Genomic DNA, 23,622 nt, shown 5'->3' on the forward strand with positions numbered 1-23,622 from the left:
CCACGGGTATCCCCACATGCGGCGTGCGCAGATATGCGGTCTCCTCGGGCGCGTGGCAGTAACCGCAGCCGGTCTCGTCGAAGCTGGCGAACCCGTCGAAGACGGTGTCGATGTCGGCGAGGGCGGCGTCAAGTGCAGCTGAAGACATGGGAGTTGATCCCGACAGGACTCCGTGCGCGGCATGTCGTGCCGGCCGAAGATCGCGACGTTACCAGCCGCTAATCCGCTCGCTCCACCCCTTTCTGGTCCGGACAGTTGGGAGGAAATGAAACCGAACCGAGCGACCCCGGAAACCCAGGAGTCCCCATGTCGACGCTGCGCGTCACCGCCGAAGTGCTGACCGTCCACGAGCATCCGAACGCCGATGCGCTCGAGCTGGCCCAGGTGGGCCTGTACCGGGCCGTCGTCGCCAAGGGCGCGTACCGCACCGGCGACGCCGCCGTGTACATCCCCGAGCAGTCCGTGCTGCCCACCGGGCTGATCGAGGAGCTGGGGCTGACCGGGCGGCTGGCGGGGAGCAATTCGGACCGGGTCAAGGCGGTGCGGCTGCGCGGGGAGCTGTCGCAGGGCATCGTGTGCCGGCCGAAGGCGCTGGCCGATGTCGACCTTGCGCGAGCGGCCCTGGACGGGACGGACTTCGCGGAGCTGCTCGGCATCACCAAGTGGGTGCCGCCGATCCCGCCCACGATGGACGGCGAGGTCGAGTCCGCGCCCGAACTGCTGCCCTGGGTCGACATCGAGAACATCCAGCGGTTTCCGGACATCTTCACACCGGGCGAGGCTGTGGTCCTGACCGAGAAGCTGCACGGCTCGGCCTGCCTGCTGACGTATGTCGCCGACGAGGACCGGCTGTACGTGTCCTCCAAGGGCTTCGGCGCCAAGTCCCTTGCCCTGAAGGAGGACCCGCGCAATCTGTACTGGCGGGCGGTGCACGGTCACAGCGTCACGGAGATCGCCGCGCGGCTCGCCGTGCGGCTGGGGGCACGCCGGGTCGGGATCTTCGGCGAGGTGTACGGCGCGGGGGTCCAGGACCTGACGTACGGCGCGGACGGGCGGCGCGAGAGCCTGGGGTACGCCGTGTTCGACGTCTCCGCGGAGATCGACGGCACTGTGCGGTGGCTGGATGCGGCCGAACTGCTGGGCGGGGAGCTGCCGTTGGTGCCGCGGCTGTTCGAGGGGGCGTACGACATCGATCGCGTGCTGGAGGTTGCGAGCGGGCGGGAGACCGTGTCGGGGCGGGGGCTGCATCTGCGGGAGGGGGTCGTGATCCGGCCCGCGGCGGAGCGGTACAGCCCCGTGACCGGGGGTCGGGCGATCGCGAAAGCAGTGAGTCCGGCGTATCTGACGCGGAAGGGCGGCACGGAGTACGAGTGAACGGGGGTGGCTTGTGACCGGTGCTGGTGCTGCTGCGGGCGGGCGGGGGTGTCACTCACCCGCGCCCGGGGGGTCCGCTTTCTTTGGGTCGGGAGCCGCCCCAGCGGCACGACTGCCCGCAGTCTGCGCGGGCCTCGATGGCCGCAGTCTGCCCCGGCCTCGCCGGCCGCAGTCTGCGCGGGCCTCGGTGGCCACAGGCTGCCCGGGCCTCGCCAACCGCAGGCTGCCCGGGTCTCGGTGCCCACAGGCTGCCCGAGCCTCGCCGCCCGCAGGCTGCCCGGGCCTCGGTGGCCGTAGGCTGCTACGCGCGCTTTTGCCGTCGTTCTACCATCAGGCGCGACCCCGTGAGCCGTTCGCCGAACACGTCGTCCGGGTTGGACAGGACGCAGCCGTCGAGCGAGAGGCAGCCGCAGCCGATGCAGTCCGTCAGGTGGTCGCGGAGGCGGTTGAGCTGGCTGATGCGTTCGTCGAGTTCGGAGCGCCAGGCCTCGGAGAGGCGGGCCCAGTCCTCCCGGGTGGGGGTGCGTTCCTCGGGGAGCTCGGCGAGCGCCTCGCGGATGGTGGCCAGGGGGATGCCGACGCGCTGTGCGGCCCGCACGAAGGCGACCCGGCGCAGCGTGTCGCGGTGGTAACGGCGTTGGTTGCCCGCGGTCCGCCGACTGCTGATCAGACCCTTGGACTCGTAGAAGTGCAGGGCGGAGACGGCGGCGCCGCTGCGCTCGGCGAGCTGGCCGACCGTGAGCTCGTGAATCTTCTCTGGAATCTGGGGCACCCCTCGAAGCCTACCCATCCGTACCCGGCCGTTGTCCGTTGACATGGGGTTCGCGGGCGACCATGCTAAGCAGTTGCTTAGACATGATGTTCAGGACATGAGCGAGGCATGGGAGGCCGGGACATGGCAGAGCCGAGGATCTTCACGTCCGTCGACGAGCTCAAGGCGGCGGTGGGCGAGCAGCTGGGGCACACCGACTGGCTGGAGATCGACCAGAAGCGAATCGACCTCTTCGCGGAGGCCACCGGCGACCACCAGTGGATCCACGTCGATCCGGAGAAGGCCGCGGCGGGTCCCTTCGGGACCACGATCGCGCACGGCTATCTCACCCTGTCCCTGCTGCCGCTCTTCGGCCCTCAGCTGATGAGCGTCGAGGGCGTGAAGATGGGCGTCAACTACGGCACCAACAAGGTCCGTTTCCCCGCCCCCGTGCCGGTCGGCTCGCGCCTTCGCGCCACCGGGAAGATCAGCAGCGTCGAGGACGTCCCGGGCGGCGTCCAGCTGGCCGTCGCCTACACCGTGGAGCGCGAGGGCGGGGACAAGCCGGTCTGCGTGGCCGAGTCGGTGGCCCGCTTCTACGTCTGAGCAGTGGCCCGGCGGGCTACTTGACCCCCACCATGCGCAGCACGAGGTCGGCGTCGAGCGCGCCGACCTCGTCGGGCGTCCAGGGCCCGTCGACGTTGAACCAGCGGGCCACGTCGATGCAGAGGGACATGACGGCGAGGGTGGTGCCCTTGACGTCCAGCACGTCGAACTCGCCGGACGCGATGCCGTCCTCGATGATCCCCCGCACCTCGGCGTCGCACTGGCGGCGCAGCGCGAGGATCTCCTCGCGGGCGTCCGGGCCGAGCGAGTCCAGTTCGTACTGCACGACCCTGGCGGTCGTCCGGCCGCCCGCGTGCCAGCGGACGAAGGAGCTCACGGCGTCGGCGAGCCGCTCGGTCGCGGTGCCCTCGCGCCGGGCAGCCGTCTGCAGGATCTCCAGGGCCTTCTCGTGGCCGATCCGGCTGATCCGGTGGAGCAGCTCTTCCTTGGTCTTGTAGTGGATGTAGAGCGCGGCAGGGCTCATGCCGGCGCGGCCCGCGATGTCACGGGTCGTCGTGGCGTGGTACCCGCGCTCGGCGAAGGCCTCCACCGCGGCGATCAGCAGCCGTCGGGCCGCGTCGGGCGTGACCTCGCCCCACGCGGACGTCTCGCCGCCGGCCGTCTCCTCCGCCGTACTCATCGCTCATTGCCCCTCTCGCCGACAGAACCCCACCATACCGCCGAAGGTGAGCGAGCGCTTAGCCTGCCCGCTCAGAGCTTTTCGAAGGGGTCGTGCTCAGCGAGCAGCTTCTCCAGCCTCGCCTGGTCCACGCGGCTGACGATCTGACCTGCCTCCTGACGGTCCCGGATCACCTTGGCGAGGGTGAAGGCGGAGGTGACCAGGTACAGCACGGCAATGGCGAGGAAGCCGCGCACCCAGGCGTTGGCGTCCAGCCGGAAGATGCCGACGGCCGTGGCGATCATGGCGAGGGCGAAGGAGGCGACGGCCTGGCCGTAGAAGGCGGCCGTGCTCTGCTGCTTGACCGGTGTGTCACTCATGCGATCAAGGGTCGCCGGGCGTGGCCCGCGCCACATCCGCCGAGATACTCAGCTCAGGTACTCAGAACGCCGAAACCCCGGTCAGCGCACGCCCGATGAGCAGTTTCTGGATCTGGCTGGTGCCCTCGTAGAGGGTCATCACGCGGGCGTCGCGCAGCAGCTTGCCCGCCGGGTACTCGTCGATGTAGCCGTAGCCGCCGAAGACCTGGAGGGCGTTGTTGGCGGCGCGGACGGCGGCCTCCGAGGCGAAGAGCTTGGCCTTGGAGGACTCGACGGCGAAGGACTGCCCGCGGTCGATCAGGTCGGCGACCCGCCAGGTCAGCAGGCGGGCCGCGTCCACGTCGACGGCGATGTCGCTGATCAGCTCCTGCACGAGCTGGTGGTGCGCGATGGACTTGCCGAACTGTTCGCGCTCGCCCGCGTACCTCACCGCCGCGTCCAGCGCGGCCTGGGCTATGCCCACACAGCCCGCCGCGACCGACATCCGCCCCTTGGCCAGGGCCGACATGGCGACCGAGAAGCCCTTGCCCTCGTCCCCCAGCATCGCCGAGGCGGGCACGCGGACGTCCTCCAGGATCAGTTCGGCGGTCGCCTGGCCGCGCAGGCCGAGCTTGCCGTGGATGGTGCGGCGGGTCAGCCCCGGGGTGTCGGTCGGCACCAGGAAGGCCGAGACACCCTTGTGGCCGGGGGCGTCCGTGGAACGGGCGAACAGCAGCACCACATCGGCCCAGGTGCCGTTGGTGATGAACATCTTGGCGCCGTTGATGACGTAGTCGTCGCCGTCGCGCACCGCACGCGTGGTGAGGTTGCCGGCGTCGGAGCCGGTGCCCGGCTCGGTGAGGCCGAAGCAGCCGACGTACTCGCCGGAGGTGAGGCCGGGCAGCCACTGCCGCTTCTGATCCTCGCTCCCCCAGGCGGCGATCGTCTTGGCGACCAGCCCGAGCGACACGGACACAATGCCGCGCACGGAGGAGTCACCGCGCCCGAGCTCCTCCGTGACCAAGCAGTACGCGAGGTGGTCGCCGCCCGAGCCGCCGTACTCCTCGTCGACGGTCAGACCGAGGAAGCCGACCTCACCGAGCTTCTTCACGATGGACCGGTCGACCTCCTCGGCCCGGTCCCAGGCGATGACGTTCGGGGCGATCTCGCGGTCCACGAAGTCCTTGGCGAGCCGCCGGACGGCTTCCTGCTCGTCACTGAGCTCCAGATTCATGACCGGTCACCCCACTCGAGATACTGCCCATTTAAATTAGCACTGCTAGTTTCGCTCGCGCAGCCCTACTATGTGCGCCATGGCCCGACCGCGCAAGCCCCTGCTCAGCACCGACCGCATCGTCGAGACGGCACGCGCACTGGTGGACGCGGAGGGCCTCGCGGCCGTCTCCACGCGTCGGCTCGCCGCGGAACTGGGGGTGAGCGGGCCCTCGCTCTACAACCACTTCCGTACCAAGGACGAGATCCTGGAGGCGGTCGCCGACTCGGTGAGCGCGCAGGTCGACCTGTCGATGTTCGAGGACGGCCGCGAGTGGCGGACCGCGCTGCACGACTGGGCCGTCTCCTACCGGGCCGCACTGCGCGACCACCCCAACATCGTCCCGGTGCTCGCCCAGGGGCCGGGGCGCCGTCCCGCCGGGCTGCGCCTCGCGGACGCCGTCTACGGCGCGATGGTCCACGCGGGCTGGCCGCCGGCGCAGGCCACCTCCATCGGCGCGCTGATGCGGTACTTCATCATGGGCTCCGCGCTCGGCTCCTTCGCCGGGGGTTTCGTGGACGACCAGAGCGCGTACGACCCCGCCGACTATCCGCACCTCGGCCAGGCGCATCTGCTCGCCGAGCAGCAGGAGAAGATCGACGAGCGGGCCTTCGAGACGGGCCTCACGGCTCTCCTCGACGGCCTGGTGCAGCAGTACGAGCAGGTGAAGCGAGCCGTCTAGCGACAGTTCGGCGTCCGCCGAACTGTCCGTGTCCCATGCTGGGGTGCATGACCACCAGGGAACCCCAGGCACCTCAGCTGGCCCGGCTCGCCGGGCTGATCGCCGACGAGACGCGGGCCACCTGCCTGCTGGCGCTGCTGGACGGGCGGACGTGGACCGCGAGTGAGCTGGCGCGGCATGCGGGGGTCGCCGCGTCGACGCTGAGCGAACATCTGGGCAAGCTCGTCGCGGGCGGCCTGCTCGCGGAGGAGCGACAGGGCCGGCACCGGTATGTGCGCCTTGCCGACGCGCGGGTGGCACAACTGGTGGAGGACCTGGCCGCGCAGGTGGGGCCGGGGGATGCCGTACGGCCGCGGGGGCTCCGGGAGTCGAGTGCCGGGTCGGCGATGGCGCGGGGGCGGACTTGTTACGACCACCTGGCGGGGCGGCTCGGGATCGCGATCACCGATGCGATGACGCTGCGTGGGCTCTTGCGGCAGGACACGGGGTTTGCACTGACGGATGCGGGGGTTCGGTGGTTCGACGCCACCGATATCTCCCTCGACCGCAAGGGGCGGCGGCCGTTGGCCCGAGCGTGCCTTGACTGGACCGAGCGGCGGCCGCACCTCGCGGGGGTCGCGGGTGCGGCGTTGTGCCGACATGCCCTGACTGCCGGGTGGTGTGTGCGGATCGGGTCCGAGCGGGCGGTCAAGGTGACTCCGTCGGGTCGGCTGGCGCTGCATGAACTGCTGGGCATCAACGCCGATTCACTGCGCTAGTTGTGCACCTGCGGGTGGGTTGTGGCTGGTCGCGCCCACGCGGCGGAGCCGCATTTCGATACAGCCCCGCGCCCCTTAAGGGGCACTGCAGTACCCCGTCTGAAATCCGCGAGCCCATGTCTCGCTTCCCATCTAGCCTCTGGAGCATGATGAACATCTCCCCTGCCCGAACCGCTCGCCGTGCAGAGTTGTTCGCCGCCGCAGCCGCAGTCGTCACCGTCGTTCTGTGGGCCTCCGCCTTTGTAGCGATCCGTAGTGCGGGAGATGCGTATTCGCCGGGGGCGCTGGCGCTCGGGCGGTTGTCCGCCGGAGCCGTTTCGCTCGGGGTGATCTGTCTGCTCCGGCGGGAGGGACTGCCGCCGCGAAGCGCCTGGCGGGGGATCGCGATATCCGGGGTGCTCTGGTTCGGGTTCTACATGGTGGTGCTGAACTGGGGGGAGCAGCAGGTCGACGCCGGTACGGCGGCGCTGGTGGTGAACATCGGGCCCATCCTCATCGCCCTGCTCGGTGCGCGGCTGCTCGGGGATCCGATGCCACCGCGGCTGCTGGCGGGGATGGCGGTGTCGTTCGCGGGGGCGGTGGCGGTCGGGCTGTCGATGTCGGGGGGCGGTGGGTCGTCGGTGCTCGGGGTGGTGCTGTGTCTGCTTGCGGCGGTCGGTTATGCGGGGGGTGTCGTCGCGCAGAAGCCCGCTCTGGCGAAGGCCAGTGCCCTGCAGGTGACGACGTTCGGGTGTCTCGTCGGGGCGGTGGGGTGTCTGCCGTTCGCCGGGCAGCTGGTGGGCGAGGCGGCCGACGCGCCGCTGTCGGCGACGCTCAACATGGTGTATCTGGGCGTGTTCCCGACCGCTCTCGCCTTCACCACCTGGGCGTACGCCCTGGCTCGTACGACCGCCAGCCGGATGGGGGCGACCACGTACGCGGTGCCCGCGCTGGTCGTGCTGATGTCGTGGCTGGCGCTCGGTGAGGTGCCGGGGCTGCTCACGCTGGGCGGCGGTGTGCTGTGCCTGGCGGGCGTCGCGGTTTCCCGCTCGCGGCCGAGGGCTGCGGCCGTGCGGGCTACGGCGCCGGAGAGCACTCCGGAACCGCAGCCCGAGGGCGCCTCGGAATCAGCTTGAACGCACCCTGCCCGCAAGGACCTTGATGGACAGCAGGGCGATCACGGACAGGGCGATGATGTAGCCGGACACCGCCATCGAGGTGCCCGTAGCCTCCAGCAGCAGGACCATGACGAAGGGCGCGAGACCGCCGCCGAGCACGGCCGCGATCTGGTAGCCGAGGGAGGCGCCCGTGTAGCGCATCTCGGGCGTGAACAGTTCGGCGAACAGGGCGGCCTGGGGGCCGTACATGATGCTGAGGAAACAGCCGGCGACGAAGGTGCCGACCGCCAGCCACAGCAGTGAGCCCGTGTCGATCAGCAGGAACATCGGTACGGCCCACAGGGCGATGCCGGCCGCGCCGAACGCGTAGATCCGGATGCGGCCGATGCGGTCGGAGAGGGCGGCCGCGGCCGGGATCAGGACGAGTTGGGTGAGGCTGACACAGAGGGAGACGGTGAGCACCGCGTCGCGCTTCATGCCGAGGTCGCGGGTCGTGTAGTCGAGGACCCCGGTGATGAGGATGTAGAAGGTCGCGGTGTTCACGGCGAAGGATCCGCCGGCGAGGAGGACCGTGCCGAGGTGGTTGCGCAGGATCGTGCGCAGGGGCGAGTTCTGCTCTGCTTTCTCCTTCTTGGCCAACTCCCGTTCGGCCTCGCGGAATTCGGGTGTCTCCTCCACGTGCCGGTGGATGTACCAGGCGAGCGCGAGTACGAACAGGCCGACCAGGAACGGCAGTCGCCAGCCCCAGGCCGCGAACGCCGAGCCGGCGGTGAACGCGCCGGCGAGCAGGAAGACCGTGTTGGCGGTCACCACGCCGATCGGGACGCCGAGTTGGACGACGCTGCCGTAGACACCGCGCTTGCCCTCGGGGGCGTACTCCGTGGCCAGCAGCATCGCGCCGCCCCACTGCGCGCCGACCGCCACGCCCTGCACGACGCGGAGCAGGACCAGCAGGATCGGGGCGGCGACGCCGATCGTGTCGTAGGTGGGGAGCAGGCCGATGCCGGTGGTCGCCACGCCCATGAGGGTCAGCGCCAGGACGAGCATCGGCTTGCGGCCCCGCTTGTCGCCGAGCTGTCCTGCGACGATGCCGCCGATCGGACGGGCCAGGAAGCCGACGGCGAAGGTGGCGAAGGCCGCGAGGACTCCGGCGGTGGGGCTGGCCGCCGGGAAGTACAGATCGCCGAGGACGAGGGCGGCCGCGATGCCGAAGATGAAGTAGTCGTACCACTCGACAGCGGAGGCGAGAGCGGCGGCCGTGGCGACGCGGCGGCGGTTGACCGTGGGGAGGGCGGTCGTGGGAGCGGATTGAGCGGAGGGGGCCATGTCCATGCGTGCACACTCCGGTGGGTGCGGTGGGGACGTTGGCGGCGAACATACTGACCGGACGGTATGGGGTCAACGGTCGTGCGCGAAGGTTGCCCGGAGCACCCAGGGTTCCGGGCAACCTTCCTGCATCAGAAGACGATCAGCGCCCTGCCGCCCTTGCCCGCCAGCATGTTCTCGAACGCCGCCGGGATGCCGTCCAGGCCGATCCGTTCCGTCACGAGTGCGCCCAGGTCCAGACGGCCCGCCCGGACGTGCTCGGCCAGCACCGGGAGGTCCTTCGCCGGGTCCGAGTTGCCGTACACGCATCCCGCGAGGGTCCTGCCCCAGTGGAAGATCTCGAGGGCGTTGAAGGTGACCTGCTGGTCCTTGCCGCCGATGCCGACCACCGTCGTGCGGCCGCCGCGGCGGGTGGAGTCCCAGGCCGTGCGGATCGTCGACGCACGACCCACGCATTCGATCGCCACGTCGACGCCTTGCTTGTCCGTCAGTCCACGGATCTCCCGGGCCGTCGTCTCGGACGCGACGACGTAGTCCGTGGCGCCTGCGCTGCGCGCCAGCTCCTCCTTCTCCGGGGAGACGTCGACGGCCACGATGCGTGCGGCGCCCGCGATCCGGGCCGCCTGGAGCGCGGCCAGGCCCACTCCCCCGACGCCGTACACCGCCACCGTCTCGCCCGGCCGGACCTGCGCCGAGTGGTGGACGGCGCCGTAGCCGGTGAGGACCGCGCAGCCCAGGAGGGCGGCGTCCGTGAGGGGGATCCCCTCCGGGAGGGGCAGGACACAGCCCGCCGAGACGACCGTCTCCTCGGCGAAGGCGGCGACGTTCAGGCCGGGGTGGAGGTCGGAGCCGTCGGAGGAGCGGTGGGCGTACACGTCCGCGGCGCCGTTCAGGGCGTTGGCGCACAGCCACACCTCGCCGAGCGTGCAGGCGTGGCAACTGCCGCAGGACGGCGCCCAGTTGAGGACGACCTCGGCTCCGGGCGAGACGTGGGTGACGCCTTCGCCGACGGCGACGACCGTGCCGGCGCCCTCGTGGCCGAGGACGGCGGGGACCGGCACCCGCATGGTGCCGTTGGACAGGGAGAGGTCGGAGTGGCACACCCCGGCGGCGGCGAGACGGACGCGGACCTGGCCGGGGCCGGGGTCCGGGAGGTCGATGCCGGTGATCTCCAGCGGGGCGCCCACGGCGGGAAGGACTGCTGCGCGAACCATGGATACGCTCCTCAGAACTGCAGGGACTTGGTCTGGAGGTACTCGGACAGCCCGTGCGTGCCGAGCTCCCGGCCGACGCCCGACTGCTTGTAACCGCCGAAGGGGGCAAGGGGGTTGAAGCGGCCGCCGTTGATGTCGACCTGGCCGGTCTCCAGGCGCCGCGCGAAGGCGACCGCCTCGGTCTCGTCGCCCGCCCAGACGGCGCCCGCGAGGCCGTAGACCGTGCCGTTGGCGATGCGCAGGGCGTCCTCCTCGTCCTCGTAGCGGAGGATGGACAGGACCGGGCCGAAGATCTCCTCCTGGGCGATGGTCATCTCGGGGGTGACCTCGGCGAAGACCGTCGGGGAGATGAAGTAGCCCTGCTCGTGCGGGGATTCGGTGCCGCCGGCGACCAGCCGCGCGCCCTCTGCCAGACCCTTGTCGATGTAACTGAGCACCCGCGCCCGCTGCTTGGCGTTGACCACCGGGCCGATGCGGTCGCCGTACTTGGCGGCGGCGGTGGCGGCCAACCCGACCGCCTCCTCGTACTGGTCCCGGTGGACGAGCATGCGGGTCCAGGCGCTGCACGTCTGCCCGGAGTTGGACATGACGTTGGCGACGCCGACATTGACCGCCTTGGCGAGGTCGGCGCTCGGCAGGATGACGTTGGCGGACTTGCCGCCCAGCTCCAGGGCGACCTTCTTGATCGCGGCGCCCGCCGTCGCGCCGATCTGCCGGCCGACGGCCGTGGAGCCGGTGAAGGAGACCAGGTCGACGCCCGGGTGCTCGGCGAGGGCCTGGCCCGCGACCGGCCCGAGCCCGGTGACCAGGTTGAAGACGCCCGCGGGGACGCCCGCCTCGTGGACCGCCTCGGCGAAGAGCTGGGCGGTGAGCGGGGTGTCCTCGGCGGGCTTCAGGACCACGGTGCAGCCCGCCGCGAGGGCCGGGGCGACCTTGGCGACGATCTGGTGCAGAGGGTAGTTCCAGGGGGTGATCGCACCGACCACGCCGACCGGCTCCAGGTAGACGGTCGAGTTTCCGGCCTTCTCCTCGAAGGAGTACGTCCCCGCCAGCTCGGCGTAGGAGCCCGCGACCGCGATCGGCACGGCGGCGTGGACGTTCTGCGAGAACGGCAGGGGTGAGCCGAGTTCGGCGGTGACCGTCTCGGCGATCTCGTCCTTGCGGGCCACGAGGACGTCCCTCAGGGCGGCCAGGCGAGCGGCCCGCTCGGTTGGCGAGGTCGCAGCCCAGGCCGGGAAGGCGGCACGGGCGGCCGGTACGGCGTGATCGACATCCACGGCGGTACCGGCCGGCACCCGGCCGATGACCTGCTCGTCGACGGGGTTCACGACATCGATGCCCTCCCCGCTCGCGGCGGGCCGCCAGGCGCCGTCGATGTACATGCCGTCGTGTGCCTTCATGGTGCTCCTCCGAGGCGGGATGCGTCGTCCGCGTCAAAACCTACCGACAGGCATATAAACTAGCGCCGATAGTTTTCACCCGCCAGCCACCACAGCGCCCCCAAAGGGGCGCGGGGAACTGCGCGCCCAGCCACAACGGAGTAGCAGACTCCGAACAACCCAAGCCGGCACCCCCTGCGGAGCACCTCTCACTCATCGAGGTCAGGCAACCGCGCGGGCGCCGGACAGATCCGCTCCCCATGCTGGTCAAAGACGAACAGATGGGCGATGTCGACAAGCAGTGGCACCTGCATGCCATGCCGAAGCTCAATGTCGGGCGTGGTCCGAACCACCAGATCACCCGGGAGGCGGGCCTCGGCGGACACCGGCTCGGCCGGGTTGGCGTCCGCCGGGTCGTCCATGACCACCACAGGCCCGGCCCGCAGGGCCCCCGCGCGGTCCCGCAGGCGCTCCAGGACGGTCGGGCCGCCCTCCCGGCGGCGGCGCCGGGACGGGCGGGAAGCAAGACGCGGGGCCTCCAGGTCCGGTACGACGGCGGGCTGGGAGCCGGTGTTGAAGTGGACGAGGACCTCGTGGCCCTGGAACTCCACATGTTCCACGAGACCGGTGAGCGCCACCTCGCCGGGGCGGGCGGAGGCGGGCTTGGCGATGCGGATGGCCTCCGAGCGCAGCCCGACGATCACCTCCCGGCCCTGCTGCACCCGCAGCAACTGGTGGTCCAGGGAGAGGGGTTCGGGCAGCCGCAGGTACTGCTTGCCGAGGCTGATGGTCATCGCGCCGTCGAGCGGGGCGCGGACCAGGCCGCGCAGCAGGTTGATGCGCGGGGTGCCGATGAAGGCGGCGACGAAGACGTTGCGGGGCAGGGCGTACACCACGCGCGGGGTGTCCAGCTGCTGCAGGACGCCGCCGCGCAGGACGGCGACCCGGTCGCCGAGCGACATGGCCTCGGCCTGGTCGTGGGTGACGTAGACCGTGGTGACGCCCAGTTCCCGGGTGAGCTTGGAGATCTCGGCCCGCAGGTGGTTGCGGAGCTTGGCGTCGAGGTTGGACAGCGGCTCGTCCATCAGGAAGGCGGAGGGATGGCGGGCGATGGCGCGGCCCATGGCGACGCGCTGGCGTTCGCCGCCGGAGAGCTGGCTGGGGAAGCGGTCGAGGAGGTCCTCGATGCCGAGCATGCGGGCGGTGGCGTCGACGCGCGGGCGCGGGTCCTCACCGGGGTTCTCGACGCGCAGCGGGAAGCCGATGTTGCCGCGGCTCGTCATGTTCGGGTACAGGGCGAAGTTCTGGAACACCATCGCCATGTTCCGCTCGGACGGGAGCAGTTCGTTGGAGTGCTCGCCGTCCAGCAGCAGCCGGCCCTCCGTGATCTCCTCCAGCCCGGCGATCATCCGGAGCACGGTGGACTTGCCGCAGCCGGACGGCCCGAGCAGGACGAGGAATTCGCCGGGGTGGATGTCCAGCGACAGCCGGTCCACCACGCGAACGCCTCGCGTATAGGTCTTGCTCACGTCGTGCAGAGAGATGGCGCGTGTCATGGCACTGCCCCCGGGGGCGTACTGAGCGAGTCCTGATGCTCCGCGGTCGAAGGGCCCGTACGGGACGCACGGGCTGTGAGTCACGGAAGTTAACGGACCGTACGCGCTCGGGGAAGACTCATGACGGAATCGGGTCCTTCGTTCCGCCCAGCGAGAAAGCGGACGCGGCGATCCGGCGGGTGCGGTCCCGGCTCCGCCCGTCTTCGGCGCCGGGTCAGCGGGTCGCCGTCAGATGGGCGAACACGACGACGTTGCTGCTGTAGCCGGTCCTGCGGGTGAACAGGCCGCCGCAGGTCAGCACCCGCAGCTCGGGGCGTGAACTCGGGCCGTACACCTCCTTGTCGGGGAAGCGGTCCTTGTCGAAGATCCGTACGCGGTCCACGGCGTAGACGGCGGTGCGGCCGTCGGCGCGCCGCACCTCGATCCGGGCCCCGGTGTGCACCTGCGCGAGCGCGGCGAAGACCGCGGCGCCGGACCTCGTGTCGCGGTGGCCGACGGCGATGGCGGTGCCGGTCTCGCCCGGTGACGGGCCGTCCTGATACCAGCCGACGAGTCTGGGCTTGTCGAGCGGCGGGGTCTCCAGCTGCCGGTCGGCGCCGACCCGCACCCCGATGACCGGCGCGTCGATGCCCAGGGACGGAACGCGCAGGGCGGCCGCCGGTGACCGGGGCAGTGGCCGGGGCGGAGTGGCGGGTTGTGCGGGCGCGGCCGGCTCGGAGGCCCGGGGGCGCCCGTCGGCAGGGCCGGGGGCCGGTTCGGCAGGCGCCTCGACGGGCGCCGGGCCCCCGGCCCGGACGGACTCGGTCGGGTGGTGGTGATGCCCCCCGCACCGGAAGACCGTCACCAGGGCGGCCACGATCATGGCCGTCCTGGTGAGGCGGTAGGCGCGGGTCCGGTGCCAGGGCCTGCGTCGCCTGCGCCCGGGGCCTGCCCGTCGGACCGGGCCGGCGTCGTGGGGTCTGGCACGCACTCGCCCGGAGGGGGGCGCCGGACAGGTCCTACTCGGCACCGTGGGAGCGGCGGCGCAGCAGCGTCCGGACGTACACGGCTCCGCCGACGGCGACCAGCCCGACGCCTCCGGCCGCGCTCAGCGGGGTGTATGCCTGCACGGTGTCGACGAGGCCGCCGCCGCCGGCGTGGACGCCGCCCTTCGGCCCGTGGTCCTCGATCGTGTGGCTCGGGCCTGCCTGCCCCCGGTCGTGCCTGCCGTGGCAGTCGACGGAGAAGACCTTTTCCTTCGGCGCGACGGGCGGCGTGGGCGGCACGGTCGGCGGAATGATCCACTGGAGGGTGTACCTGCCGTCGGCCAGCCCCAGGATGTCGGTGTGCCCGGCACCGCCGGCGAGGGAGATCGTCCCGCTCACGGTGGCTGCGGTGGGCAGCGGGGGCTGAGCCGTGATGGTGTAGGAGACGGACGTCAGGTCGCCGAAATTCACGGCGTCGAGGTAGAACCGGCAGACAACGGGGTCGTCCTTCGAGACGCCGTAGGGCACTCGCTCACTGTGGATCCTGATGTCGGCACCGTCACCGGGGGCAGCAAGAGCGGCGGACGTCGCGGACCAGGAGGCCCCGCCCGCGATGAGTACGGTGAGGGCCGCGGCTCCCAGACGGGCGCCTGCGGACGGGGGCAGCAAGGTGGGCATGGACGTTCCTCCGAGTCAGACGATTTTCATACAAATCGCTCTTTCATCTGACTCTCTTTCACATCCGCCCGGCGTGTTGCCGCAGCACCACCCGACTCGCCGTCAGATATCCCTCGACCGGCGCAATGGAGTGCCGGCCGGGCGCCCGCCCGGAGCGGCCCCGGCCACCTGACCGCCGCCGGGGGCGGCCGGCGCGCGCAGGGCGCTGCCCGCCGAGAACAACAGCAGCGCCCCGAGCATCACGAAGGGCGCCGCCACGCCCGCGACCCCCGCGACCAGACCCGCGGCGGCCGGCGCGGCGACCTGGCCGAGGCGGTTGCCGGTCAGGCGCAGGGCGAGGGCCGTGGAACGGGCGCCGTCCGGGGCCGCCTGGACGACGGTCGTCATGGACAGCGGCTGGCCCACGCCGAGGCAGAAGCCGAGGGCGGCCAGCACCGCGCCGAGCGCCCACACCGGCATCGGCAGTGCGATCCCGGCGCACAGCACGGCCGCCAGCAGACAGGTCACGGTCAGCAGCACCGGCCGGCCGAGCAGCCGCAGCAGCGGGGTGAGGACGAGGCGGCAGGCGATCGTGGCGCCCGCGCGCAGGCTGAGCAGCACACCGATCACCGACGGCGCGATGCCCCGGTGTTCGCCGACCACTGGCAGATAGGCGGTGAGGATGTCGGTCGCGGACAGCACCGAGAGGCTGATGAGCATGCCCGCCGGGACGCCCCGGGCCCGCAGGATGCTGCCGACCGCGACGCGATCGCCTTGTTCCGTACGGGACTTGACCGCCGTACGGTCCTCGATGCGCCACAGAGAGGTGAACGCGACCGCGGCGCCCGCGCCCGCCACCACCAGGGCCAGCGCGCTGGTGCCCGCCATGTCGGGCCCGCCGATCAGCGCGCCCGCCGCGATCGGGCCGACCAGCTGGCCGAGCGAGGCGCCGATGGTGAAGTGGCCGAAGTTGCGGTCCTGTTCGTGCGGGGCGGACTGGCGGGCGACGAGCGACTGGGCACCGATCACGAAGCAGAGGTGACCCAGGCCCATCACGCCGCTCCAGACCGCCATCGCCCAGAGGGAGCCTGCGAGTCCGCTCAGTGCACAGCCGCCCGATATCAGGACGACGCCGAGGGGCAGCAGGGGCGCGCAGCGGCCGTGGTCGGTGCGGCGGCCCAGCGGTACCGCGGCGAAGAGCGGCAGCAGCGCGTACACGCCCGCGATGACGCCGACCGCCCGCTCGTCGGCGCCCAGCGCGAGGGCCCGGTAGGAGACGGCGGGCCGGGCCATCGACACCGCCCCCTGCGCGAAGCCGAAGGCGATGACGAGGCGGAGCAGCCAGCCGCGGTTCCTACCGGGCCCCATGTACAGATCCTCCTGAATTCCCTTGTCCGGAGGCCGGATCCCCTTGTCCGGACGGTCAGATGATGCCGAAGAGGATCCCTGCCCCGAGGACCACGAGTGATGTGAGGGCGGCCCACTTGACCACGAACCTGGTGTGGTCGCCGAACTCCACCTTGGCCATGCCGACCAGGACGTACACGGCCGGGACCAGCGGGCTCGACATGTGCAGCGGCTGCCCGATGAGGGAGGCGCGGGCGATCTCCAGGGACGAGACGCCGTGGGCCTGGCCGGCCTCGGCGAGCACCGGGAGGATGCCGAAGTAGAAGCCGTCGTTCGACATGAAGTACGTCAGCGGGATGCTCAGGACGCCGGTGACGAAGGCCATGTGCGGGCCCATCCCGTCCGGGATGTTGTCCACCAGCCACTCGGCCATGCTGCCCACCATGCCGGTGCCCTGCAGGACGCCGGTGAAGACGGCGGCGGCGAAGACCATCCCGGAGACGTTGAGGACGTTCTCCGCGTGGGCGCCGAGGCGGGCCTTCTGGTCGGGCATGTGCGGGAAGTTGACGGTGAGGGCCAGGGCCGCACCGAGCAGGAACAGCACCGGGATCGGCAGCCACTCCATGATCATGGCGGTGAGCAGGGCCACCGTGAGCAGCGCGTTGAACCAGTACAGCTTGGGGCGCAGGGTGGGCCGGTTGGGGTCGAGGCCCTGGAGGCCGTCGTCCTCGTCCTCGGGGAGGTCCGCGTCGGTGCTGCCGCCTGAGCCGCCCGAGCGGCCCGTGCGCTTGGCGTCCTTGCCGGAACCGGAGCCGGAGCCGGCGCCCACGAGGACCGTCTCGGTCTCCTTCTCCTCGACCAGCACCTCGTCCAGCGTCAGCACGCCGAGCCGCTTGCGCTCGCGGCGCCCGAGGACGTACGCGAGGGCGAAGACGAAGAGCAGGCCCATGGCGAGCGCCGGGATCATCGGGACGAAGATGTCGCTCGCATCGAGCTTCAGCGCGGTGGCGGCGCGGGCGGTCGGACCGCCCCACGGCAGCGTGTTCATCACGCCGTTGGCCATGGCGGCGACACCGGTCATCACGACCAGGCTCATCTTCAGGCGCTTGTACAGCGGGTACATAGCCGAGACGGTGATCATGAAGGTGGTCGAGCCGTCGCCGTCCAGCGACACGATCGCGGCGAGGACGGCCGTACCGACGACGATCCTGAGCGGGTCGGCCTTGCAGAACTTCAGGATTCCCCGAACGATCGGGTCGAAGAGGCCGACGTCGATCATCACACCGAAGTAGACGATCGCGAACATGAGCATCGCCGCGGTGGGCGCAAGGCTGGTGACGCCGTCGATGACGTAGTCGCCGAGCTTCGCGCCCTTACCGACGAAGACACAGAACAGTGCCGGGATCAGCACGAGCGCTGCGATCGGCGACATCTTCTTCAGCATGATCAGGACCAGGAAGGTCGCGATCATGGCGAAGCCGAGGATGGTCAGCATGAGTGGATACCTAACGTTCGCCCTTGAACATCCCACCGGGCAGGCGGTGCGACGACGTTAGGTCCGTTCAAACGGCGTTAACAAGACGTTGACCTGCGAGCAATAAGCGCAAAACCCCAGGTCACGGCTTTGCTCAGGTCACAGGGCTGAGCTTTTCGGTCATGGCGGCGACTTCGACGGGCACTCCGTTGAGGACCGCGTTGCCCGACAGGGGGTCGAGCAGGCTGCCGTCGAGGAGCTGGTTGACGTTGACCCCGGGGTCGGTCGCGGCATGGCTCATCCGGGTGCCGGGCCGGTCGTGCCCCCAGCCGTGCGGCAGGCTCACCACGCCCGGCCGCACGGCGTCCGTGACCTCGGCGGGAGCGGTCACCTCTCCCCCGGCGCCCTTCACCCGTACGGCAGCCCCGTCCCGCACGCCGAGCCGCTCGGCGTCCTCGGGGTGGATGTGCAGCGTGCAGCGGTTCGTGCCGCCGGTGAGGGCGGGGACGTTGTGCATCCAGCTGTTGTTGGAGCGCAGGTGCCGACGGCCGACGAGGACGAGTTCGTCCGGGAGCCGGTCCAGGGCCGCCCGCAGCCGCGGCAGATCGTCCGCGATCGGCTGCGGCAGCAGCTCGACCTTGCCGCTCCTGGTCTTCAGCGGCTGCGGCAGCCGCGACCCCAGCGGACCGAGGTCGATGCCGTGCGGGTGCGCGAGCAGCCGCTCCAGGCTCAGCCCGTCCGGTCGTACGCCGAAGCCGTCGCCGTAGGGGCCGAGGCGCAGCATCATGTCGAGCCGGCGCTCGGGGCCGGTCGACCCGGTGAGCTGCGAGGCGAGTTCCTTCGGGTCGCGGCCGTGCACGGGCGACCAGGGCTCCTTGACCGCCTTGCCCAGGGTCTGGCCGATGACCAGGTCGTCGACGGCGGACGGGTCGGCGCCGTGCATGCCGGTGACGGCCAGGATCAGCCGGGCGAAGATCTCGGTCTCGGGCAGGCGGCCGGGCTCCAGGGGGACGGCGGGGCGGGTGTAGCGGACCTGGTTGCGTACGGCGAGGGTGTTGAACGCGAAGTCGTGGTGCGGGCTCTGCGAGGGCGGGGGCGGGGGCAGGACGACGGTCGCGTGGCGCGTGGTCTCGTTCAGGTACGGGTCGATGCTGACCATGAAGTCCAGGGAGTCCAGGGCCTTGTCGAGACGGTCGCCGTCGGGCGCCGAGAGCACGGGGTTGGCGGCGGCGGTGATGAGGGCGCGGATCGGCTCGCCCTCGTCGGTCGCGGTGTCGATCTCCTCGGCGAGCGCGGAGAGCGGCAACTCGCCCTTCGCCTCGGGGTGTCGGCTCACCCGGGAGTGCCAGCGGCCGAGCGTGAAGCCGTGGCTCGGTCCGGCCGGGCGGGGTGTGCGGTCGGTGGACGCCTGCGGGAAGAGGGCGCCGCCGGGACGGTCGAGGTTGCCGGTGAGGATGTCGAGGACGTCGACGAGCCAGCTGGCCAGGGTGCCGTGCGGGACGGTGCAGCTGCCGATGCGGCCGTACACGGCGGCGGTGGGGGCGGCGGCGAGTTCGCGGGCGAGGGTGCGGATCGTGGGGGCGTCCACGTCGCAGGCTCCGGCGACGGCTTCGGGACTGAAGTCCTGTACGGCCGCGCGCAGTTCGTCCAGGCCCTGGAGGTGCGGGGTCAACTCCCCGGTGTCGACGAGGCCTTCCTCGAACAGGACGTACGCCATCGCCGCGAGGAGCAGGGCGTCGGTGCCGGGGCGGATCGCGATGTGGCGGTCGGCGAGCTTGGCGGTGCGGGTGCGGCGCGGGTCGATGACCGTGAGGGTGCCACCGCGGGCCTTGAGGGCCTTGAGCTTGCCGGGGAAGTCGGCGGCCGTGCACAGACTCCCGTTGGACTCAAGGGGGTTGGCGCCGATCAGGAGCAGATGGTCGGTGTGGTCCAGGTCCGGCACCGGGATGGCGTTCGCGTCGCCGTAGAGCAGACCGCTGGAGACGTGCTTGGGCATCTGGTCGACCGTGGACGCGGTGAAGATGCTGCGGGTGCCGAGGCCGGCGAGCAGCACCGGCGGGTAGAGGGCGCCGGCCATGGTGTGCACGTTCGGGTTGCCGAGGACCACGCCGACGGCGTTCGGGCCGTAGCGCTCGACGACCGCGCGGACACCCGCGGCAATCGCGTCGAAGGCCTCCTCCCAGGTGGCCTCGCGCAGCTCGCCGTCCTTGCGCACGAGCGGGGTGCGGAGCCGGTCGGGGTCGCCGTCCACGGCGCCGAAGGAGGCGCCCTTGGGGCAGATGAACCCCTTGCTGAACACGTCCTCGCGGTCACCGCGGGCGCCGGTGACACGGGTGCCCTCGATGGTGAGGGTCAGCCCGCAGGTGGCCTCGCACAGGGGGCAGATTCGCAGGGCGGTGCGGGACACGGGTCCTCCCGGTGGCGGCGACGATGACGCTCGTACTGTGCGGCAGAGCATACCGACCGGTATGCACGGAGGGGAGACCTCTCCGGGGGTGAGGTCGGAAATCCGCGAGCCGCAGCCCTGCGGGAACTCAGTCCAGCACGCGCGCCAGATAGGCCCGCAGCAGCTCCCGCGCCTCCTCGATGATCTTCTCGTCGCCCTCCGGGGCCACTCGGAAGGCCAGGTGGACCAGGGTGTCGGCGGTCTCCACGGCGATCAGGAAGGTGCGGCGCAGATCGTCGTCCGGCTCCCGGTCGAGGTAGCCGGAGAGCAGGTCGGTGAGGCGGTCGGCGACACGGTGGTTGGGTTCGGAGTTGCGCGCACCGACCGGGATCTGGTTGCCGAAGTCGACGAGGGAGAACCCGGGCGCGGTGCGCTTCATGGCCAGGTACTCGTCGAGGACGGCGTCCATCGCCGAGCGCCAGCCCCCGTCGCCGGCCGACTTCAGCCGCTCGGTGACCTGCTCGGTGAAGCGCTCGAGGTTGCGCTGGGCGAGGGCGTCGGCCATCTGCCGCTTGTTGCCGAAGAAGCGGTAGACCGAGCCGATGGGGACCCCGGCGCGCAGGGCCACGGCCCGGGTGCTCAGGTCGTCGTAGCCGACCTCGTCGAGGAGGTCGGCACAGGCGTCGAGGATCCTGGTGAGGCGTTCGGCACTGCGCCGCTGCACAGGCGCTCGGCGTAGCGATGTCGCGTGGGGCACAGGCTTCATGATGCCGCTCCGGAGCGCTCGGGTGAACCTCGCCCCCCGGTACGCACATAGGTGCCAGGTGCACTGAGCGCGGCAGCGCCCCGAAAGGGCGCGGGGCTGTATCCAGATGCGGCTCCGCCGCGATGGGGGTCCCCCCGCTCGAGCGAAGTCGAGAGCGGGGGAGCAACCAGCCACGACGGCGCCGCAGACAATCCACGACCCATCGCGGCATCCCCGGCGGAGCGCTTCGCCTCCGAGACCGTGATGTCGGCCGTGCTCTCCACGGGCCGGCCCTGCACGGCCCATACGGTGCCGTCGTCGGCGTACAGCCGGGCGGTGACGTGATGCGTGCCGTGCGGCACGAACCTGGCCGGGAGGCGGCAGGTGAGGCCGCGGAGCCGGGTGACGAGCCGGTCGTCGACGAAGACGTACGCGAGACCGCGGCCGGCCGCCGCTCGCGCCTTCGTGCCGCGGGGCGAGAAGCGGAAGTGGTGGACGGTCAGGTATACGTCCCAGGTGTTGCCGGAGTCCGGCTGCACCTCGATCCCTACCTCGGGCGCACCCTTCTTCTTCACTTCACGGTAGTGCCGCCCCTGCTTGTCCGTGTCGTCCAGCAGCTTGCCCACCGGCGAGATCGAATCGCCGTTCTTCCCCTCGTGCGCATCACTGGAGCCGCAGCTCACGGATCCGGTCAGCAGCAGGACACAGACCGCGAGCGCGGCTGGAAGACCCCGCGACCACGACATGCCCGGGAGACTAGAACACCGGTCCGACACCCGGATCCCCCTGGAGTCTGGTTCTCGTTCCTCCCTGATGAGGAGGCCCGGGGACCCCCTTGCGCACGCGAAACCGCAATCCTACGGTGATACATAGGAATCAGAAGGCATCGATCTGCATGTCTGCATCAGTCCGCAAGGGAGCGACGATGAGCGGGGACGCGCGCAAGACGGCCGAGGGGCTGACCTACCTCTCCGGTTTCGGCAACGAGCACAGCTCGGAGGCCGTGCCCGGCGCCCTGCCCGAGGGCCGCAACGCGCCACAGCGTGCACCGCTCGGGCTGTACGCGGAACAGCTCAGCGGTACGGCGTTCACCGAGCCGCGGGCCCACAACCGCCGCTCCTGGCTCTACCGCATCCGCCCCTCGGCCGCGCACCCGGCGTTCACGCGCACGGAGAACGGCGCGATCCGTACGGCCCCGTTCACCGAATCGGCACCCGACCCGAACCGCCTGCGCTGGAACCCGCTGCCCGAACCCCCGGCCGGGACGGACTTCCTGGCGGGCCTGTGGACCCTGGGCGGCAACGGCGACGCCACCCAGCGCACCGGAATGGCCGTGCACCTGTATCACGCCAACTCCTCGATGGAGCGCGTCTTCAGTGACGCGGACGGCGAGCTGCTGATCGTCCCGGAGCACGGCGGGCTGCTGCTGCGCACGGAGTTCGGGCTGCTGCAGGTGGAGCCGGGACATGTGGCGCTGGTTCCTCGTGGGGTGCGCTTCCGTGTGGAGCTGCTGGATGCCTCCGCCCGCGGTTATGTGTGCGAGAACTACGGCGCGCCCTTCCACCTCCCCGACCTGGGCCCGATCGGCGCCAACGGCCTGGCCAACGCACGCGACTTCCAGGCTCCGGTCGCCGCCTACGAGGACGTGGAGGGCCCGGTGGAGGTGGTGAACAAGTTCTGCGGCAGCCTCTGGACGGCCGTCTACGACCACTCGCCGCTCGACGTGGTCGCCTGGCACGGCAACCACGTCCCCTACGTCTACGACCTGCGCCGCTTCAACGTCATCGGCTCCATCTCCTACGACCACCCCGACCCGTCGATCTTCACGGTGCTGACGTCCCCGTCCGACACCCCGGGCCTGGCCGGCGTCGACTTCGTCGTCTTCGCGCCGCGCTGGCTGGTGGGCGAGGACACCTTCCGGCCGCCGTACTTCCACCGGAACGTGATGAGCGAGTACATGGGCCTGATCGAGGGCGCCTACGACGCGAAGGCGGAGGGCTTCGTGCCGGGCGGCGGCTCGCTGCACAACATGATGTCGGCGCACGGTCCGGACCGGGAGACGTTCGACCGGGCGAGCGCGGCCGAGCTCAAGCCGCAGAAGGTGGACGACGGGCTGGCGTTCATGTTCGAGACCCGCTGGCCGATGACGCTCACCCCGCAAGCGGCGGGCGCGGAGCACCTGCAGCAGCACTACGACGACGTGTGGCAGGGCCTCGAGCGGCATTTCCGCCCGTTGCACTGATCGCGTACGACCGGTACGGATAGGCCCGTGACCTCCTTCGCCCCGGACTCGATCGTCCTGAACCGCAAGCTGCCGCTCTGGTACCAGGTGTCGCAGTCCCTGCGCGCCTCGATACTGGGCCGCTCGCCCCAGGACCCGCTGCGGCTGCCCACCGAGGAGCAGCTGGCGGGGCACTACGGGGTGAGCGTGCTGACCATGCGGCAGGCGCTGAAGGAGCTGGAGGACGAGGGCCTGATCACGCGCCACCGCCGCCGGGGCACGTTCATCGAGCCCGACGCCCTGAGGGGTGCCCCGGTCCGGCTGCTCGGCTCGGTGGACGCGATCGTGGCCCAGCAGTCCGGGATGGTCACGGAACTGCTGGACCACGGCAGGGCGCCCGTGCCGCCCGAACTCGTCGAGTACTTCCCGGAGACCGGCGAGGTGGCCACGTACCACCGGCTGCGCAGCGACGAGAAGACGGGCGAGCCGACCAACCACGCCCGCAACTACGTCCGTCCCGAACTGGCCGCCCGCTTCGACCCCGCCGACCTGGTTCGCCGGCCGATGACCAAGGTGCTGCGCGACATCGTCCGGGCGGACATCAGCCGCATCACGGACACCGTGGAGGCCCGCCTGGCCGACCCGGAGACGGCCCGCCTGCTCCAAGTCCCGCTGCTCAGCCCGATCCTGCACTACACGGGCGTGACATACGACGGGGACGGACGGGTCCTGGACGTGGCAGTCATCCACTACCGCGGCGACCGCTTCTCCTTCACGGTGACCCTGGACGCCACATGACGTCACCGGCCCCCACTGCCTGTCGGCGCAAGGTC

The 23,622-nt window shown here is 71.0% G+C and carries 22 protein-coding genes; 7 read left to right on the forward strand and 15 right to left on the reverse strand.

Going from position 1 to position 23,622, the window contains the following annotated elements; all coding sequences use genetic code 11:
* Nucleotides 1-306: 306 nt before the first annotated feature.
* Nucleotides 307-1,374: an RNA ligase (ATP) gene (locus tag EDD92_RS11050; protein WP_123964130.1), complete on the forward strand. Its 1,068-nt coding sequence runs from the start codon at nt 307-309 to the stop codon at nt 1,372-1,374.
* Nucleotides 1,375-1,675: 301 nt separating this feature from the next.
* Here the strand turns inward: EDD92_RS11050 and soxR are convergent, their stop codons facing one another.
* The gene (gene soxR / locus EDD92_RS11055) at nt 1,676-2,146 is read right to left on the reverse strand and encodes a redox-sensitive transcriptional activator SoxR (RefSeq protein WP_123964131.1); all 471 of its coding nucleotides are present in this window, start codon (nt 2,144-2,146) and stop codon (nt 1,676-1,678) included.
* Nucleotides 2,147-2,269: 123 nt separating this feature from the next.
* Here soxR and EDD92_RS11060 point away from each other — a divergent pair, with 123 nt between their 5' ends.
* Complete coding sequence (locus EDD92_RS11060; protein ID WP_123964132.1) at nt 2,270-2,731, forward strand: MaoC family dehydratase; 462 nt, start codon at nt 2,270-2,272, stop codon at nt 2,729-2,731.
* Between the two features lie 16 nt (nt 2,732-2,747).
* Here the strand turns inward: EDD92_RS11060 and EDD92_RS11065 are convergent, their stop codons facing one another.
* From EDD92_RS11065 to EDD92_RS11075, 3 genes are all read right to left on the reverse strand, one after another.
* Nucleotides 2,748-3,371, reverse strand: coding sequence for a TetR/AcrR family transcriptional regulator (locus tag EDD92_RS11065; RefSeq protein WP_123964133.1), 624 nt, complete (start codon nt 3,369-3,371; stop codon nt 2,748-2,750).
* 71 nt (nt 3,372-3,442) lie between these two features.
* Nucleotides 3,443-3,730, reverse strand: a complete 288-nt coding sequence (locus EDD92_RS11070) for a YiaA/YiaB family inner membrane protein (RefSeq protein WP_123964134.1) — start codon at nt 3,728-3,730, stop codon at nt 3,443-3,445.
* 61 nt (nt 3,731-3,791) lie between these two features.
* Entirely contained in the window at nt 3,792-4,943 is a 1,152-nt protein-coding gene (locus EDD92_RS11075) for an acyl-CoA dehydrogenase family protein (protein ID WP_123964135.1), read from the reverse strand.
* A 79-nt stretch (nt 4,944-5,022) separates the two neighbouring features.
* Between EDD92_RS11075 and EDD92_RS11080 the strand changes: the two genes are divergently transcribed.
* From EDD92_RS11080 to EDD92_RS11090, 3 genes are all read left to right on the forward strand, one after another.
* Nucleotides 5,023-5,664, forward strand: coding sequence for a TetR/AcrR family transcriptional regulator (locus EDD92_RS11080; RefSeq protein ID WP_123964136.1), 642 nt, complete (start codon nt 5,023-5,025; stop codon nt 5,662-5,664).
* 35 nt (nt 5,665-5,699) lie between these two features.
* Nucleotides 5,700-6,422, forward strand: coding sequence for a helix-turn-helix transcriptional regulator (locus tag EDD92_RS11085; protein WP_185123988.1), 723 nt, complete (start codon nt 5,700-5,702; stop codon nt 6,420-6,422).
* Between the two features lie 146 nt (nt 6,423-6,568).
* Complete coding sequence (locus EDD92_RS11090) at nt 6,569-7,537, forward strand: DMT family transporter (RefSeq protein WP_399182525.1); 969 nt, start codon at nt 6,569-6,571, stop codon at nt 7,535-7,537.
* Here the strand turns inward: EDD92_RS11090 and EDD92_RS11095 are convergent.
* From EDD92_RS11095 to EDD92_RS11145, 11 genes are all read right to left on the reverse strand, one after another.
* A complete protein-coding gene (locus tag EDD92_RS11095) occupies nt 7,529-8,851 on the reverse strand; it encodes an MFS transporter (RefSeq protein WP_123964138.1) in 1,323 nt (440 codons plus the stop codon). The genes EDD92_RS11090 and EDD92_RS11095 overlap by 9 nt on opposite strands.
* A 125-nt stretch (nt 8,852-8,976) precedes the next feature.
* Nucleotides 8,977-10,059 (reverse strand): Zn-dependent alcohol dehydrogenase, encoded by a 1,083-nt coding sequence (locus EDD92_RS11100; RefSeq protein ID WP_123964139.1) that lies wholly within the window; start codon nt 10,057-10,059, stop codon nt 8,977-8,979.
* Nucleotides 10,060-10,070: 11 nt separating this feature from the next.
* The gene (locus EDD92_RS11105; RefSeq protein WP_123964140.1) at nt 10,071-11,459 is read right to left on the reverse strand and encodes an aldehyde dehydrogenase family protein; all 1,389 of its coding nucleotides are present in this window, start codon (nt 11,457-11,459) and stop codon (nt 10,071-10,073) included.
* A 188-nt stretch (nt 11,460-11,647) separates the two neighbouring features.
* Nucleotides 11,648-12,994, reverse strand: a complete 1,347-nt coding sequence (locus tag EDD92_RS11110; protein WP_123964141.1) for an ABC transporter ATP-binding protein — start codon at nt 12,992-12,994, stop codon at nt 11,648-11,650.
* Nucleotides 12,995-13,208: 214 nt separating this feature from the next.
* A complete protein-coding gene (locus tag EDD92_RS11115; RefSeq protein WP_260326488.1) occupies nt 13,209-13,856 on the reverse strand; it encodes a class F sortase in 648 nt (215 codons plus the stop codon).
* A gap of 136 nt (nt 13,857-13,992) precedes the next feature.
* Nucleotides 13,993-14,637: a hypothetical protein gene (locus EDD92_RS11120; protein ID WP_123964143.1), complete on the reverse strand. Its 645-nt coding sequence runs from the start codon at nt 14,635-14,637 to the stop codon at nt 13,993-13,995.
* A gap of 102 nt (nt 14,638-14,739) precedes the next feature.
* Nucleotides 14,740-15,984 (reverse strand): MFS transporter, encoded by a 1,245-nt coding sequence (locus EDD92_RS11125; RefSeq protein WP_123964144.1) that lies wholly within the window; start codon nt 15,982-15,984, stop codon nt 14,740-14,742.
* Nucleotides 15,985-16,039: 55 nt separating this feature from the next.
* Entirely contained in the window at nt 16,040-17,458 is a 1,419-nt protein-coding gene (locus EDD92_RS11130; RefSeq protein WP_123964145.1) for a CitMHS family transporter, read from the reverse strand.
* A 133-nt stretch (nt 17,459-17,591) separates the two neighbouring features.
* Nucleotides 17,592-19,844, reverse strand: a complete 2,253-nt coding sequence (locus tag EDD92_RS11135; protein WP_123964146.1) for a molybdopterin oxidoreductase family protein — start codon at nt 19,842-19,844, stop codon at nt 17,592-17,594.
* A gap of 127 nt (nt 19,845-19,971) precedes the next feature.
* The gene (locus EDD92_RS11140; protein WP_123964147.1) at nt 19,972-20,589 is read right to left on the reverse strand and encodes a TetR/AcrR family transcriptional regulator; all 618 of its coding nucleotides are present in this window, start codon (nt 20,587-20,589) and stop codon (nt 19,972-19,974) included.
* Nucleotides 20,586-21,314, reverse strand: coding sequence for a hypothetical protein (locus EDD92_RS11145; protein WP_123964148.1), 729 nt, complete (start codon nt 21,312-21,314; stop codon nt 20,586-20,588). The genes EDD92_RS11140 and EDD92_RS11145 overlap by 4 nt, the downstream gene beginning before the upstream one ends.
* 179 nt (nt 21,315-21,493) lie before the next feature.
* On the opposite strand from EDD92_RS11145, the gene hmgA reads away from it, so the two are divergent.
* Nucleotides 21,494-22,810 carry a homogentisate 1,2-dioxygenase gene (gene hmgA, locus EDD92_RS11150; protein ID WP_123964149.1) on the forward strand — a complete coding sequence of 439 codons (1,317 nt, stop codon included), beginning with the start codon at nt 21,494-21,496 and terminating at the stop codon, nt 22,808-22,810.
* Nucleotides 22,811-22,837: 27 nt separating this feature from the next.
* On the forward strand, nt 22,838-23,587 hold the full coding sequence (locus EDD92_RS11155) for a GntR family transcriptional regulator (RefSeq protein ID WP_123964150.1): 750 nt from the start codon (nt 22,838-22,840) through the stop codon (nt 23,585-23,587).
* Nucleotides 23,588-23,622: the final 35 nt, after the last annotated feature.

The sequence above is a fragment of the Streptomyces sp. TLI_185 genome (assembly GCF_003814765.1).
Taxonomy (GTDB): Bacteria; Actinomycetota; Actinomycetes; order Streptomycetales; family Streptomycetaceae; genus Streptomyces.

Excerpts from the sequence above, each read along its gene's own strand:
- EDD92_RS11050 (WP_123964130.1), top strand. The coding sequence starts at position 307 with ATGTCGACGCTGCGCGTCACCGCCGAAGTGCTGACCGTCCACGAGCAT.
- EDD92_RS11060 (WP_123964132.1), top strand. The coding sequence starts at position 2,270 with ATGGCAGAGCCGAGGATCTTCACGTCCGTCGACGAGCTCAAGGCGGCG.
- EDD92_RS11065 (WP_123964133.1), bottom strand. The coding sequence starts at position 3,371 with ATGAGTACGGCGGAGGAGACGGCCGGCGGCGAGACGTCCGCGTGGGGC.
- EDD92_RS11070 (WP_123964134.1), bottom strand. The coding sequence starts at position 3,730 with ATGAGTGACACACCGGTCAAGCAGCAGAGCACGGCCGCCTTCTACGGC.
- EDD92_RS11075 (WP_123964135.1), bottom strand. The coding sequence starts at position 4,943 with ATGAATCTGGAGCTCAGTGACGAGCAGGAAGCCGTCCGGCGGCTCGCC.
- EDD92_RS11080 (WP_123964136.1), top strand. The coding sequence starts at position 5,023 with ATGGCCCGACCGCGCAAGCCCCTGCTCAGCACCGACCGCATCGTCGAG.
- EDD92_RS11085 (WP_185123988.1), top strand. The coding sequence starts at position 5,700 with ATGCTGGGGTGCATGACCACCAGGGAACCCCAGGCACCTCAGCTGGCC.
- EDD92_RS11090 (WP_399182525.1), top strand. The coding sequence starts at position 6,569 with ATGATGAACATCTCCCCTGCCCGAACCGCTCGCCGTGCAGAGTTGTTC.
- EDD92_RS11095 (WP_123964138.1), bottom strand. The coding sequence starts at position 8,851 with ATGGACATGGCCCCCTCCGCTCAATCCGCTCCCACGACCGCCCTCCCC.
- EDD92_RS11100 (WP_123964139.1), bottom strand. The coding sequence starts at position 10,059 with ATGGTTCGCGCAGCAGTCCTTCCCGCCGTGGGCGCCCCGCTGGAGATC.
- EDD92_RS11105 (WP_123964140.1), bottom strand. The coding sequence starts at position 11,459 with ATGAAGGCACACGACGGCATGTACATCGACGGCGCCTGGCGGCCCGCC.
- EDD92_RS11110 (WP_123964141.1), bottom strand. The coding sequence starts at position 12,994 with ATGACACGCGCCATCTCTCTGCACGACGTGAGCAAGACCTATACGCGA.
- EDD92_RS11115 (WP_260326488.1), bottom strand. The coding sequence starts at position 13,856 with ATGATCGTGGCCGCCCTGGTGACGGTCTTCCGGTGCGGGGGGCATCAC.
- EDD92_RS11120 (WP_123964143.1), bottom strand. The coding sequence starts at position 14,637 with ATGCCCACCTTGCTGCCCCCGTCCGCAGGCGCCCGTCTGGGAGCCGCG.
- EDD92_RS11125 (WP_123964144.1), bottom strand. The coding sequence starts at position 15,984 with ATGGGGCCCGGTAGGAACCGCGGCTGGCTGCTCCGCCTCGTCATCGCC.
- EDD92_RS11130 (WP_123964145.1), bottom strand. The coding sequence starts at position 17,458 with ATGCTGACCATCCTCGGCTTCGCCATGATCGCGACCTTCCTGGTCCTG.
- EDD92_RS11140 (WP_123964147.1), bottom strand. The coding sequence starts at position 20,589 with ATGAAGCCTGTGCCCCACGCGACATCGCTACGCCGAGCGCCTGTGCAG.
- EDD92_RS11145 (WP_123964148.1), bottom strand. The coding sequence starts at position 21,314 with ATGTCGTGGTCGCGGGGTCTTCCAGCCGCGCTCGCGGTCTGTGTCCTG.
- hmgA (WP_123964149.1), top strand. The coding sequence starts at position 21,494 with ATGAGCGGGGACGCGCGCAAGACGGCCGAGGGGCTGACCTACCTCTCC.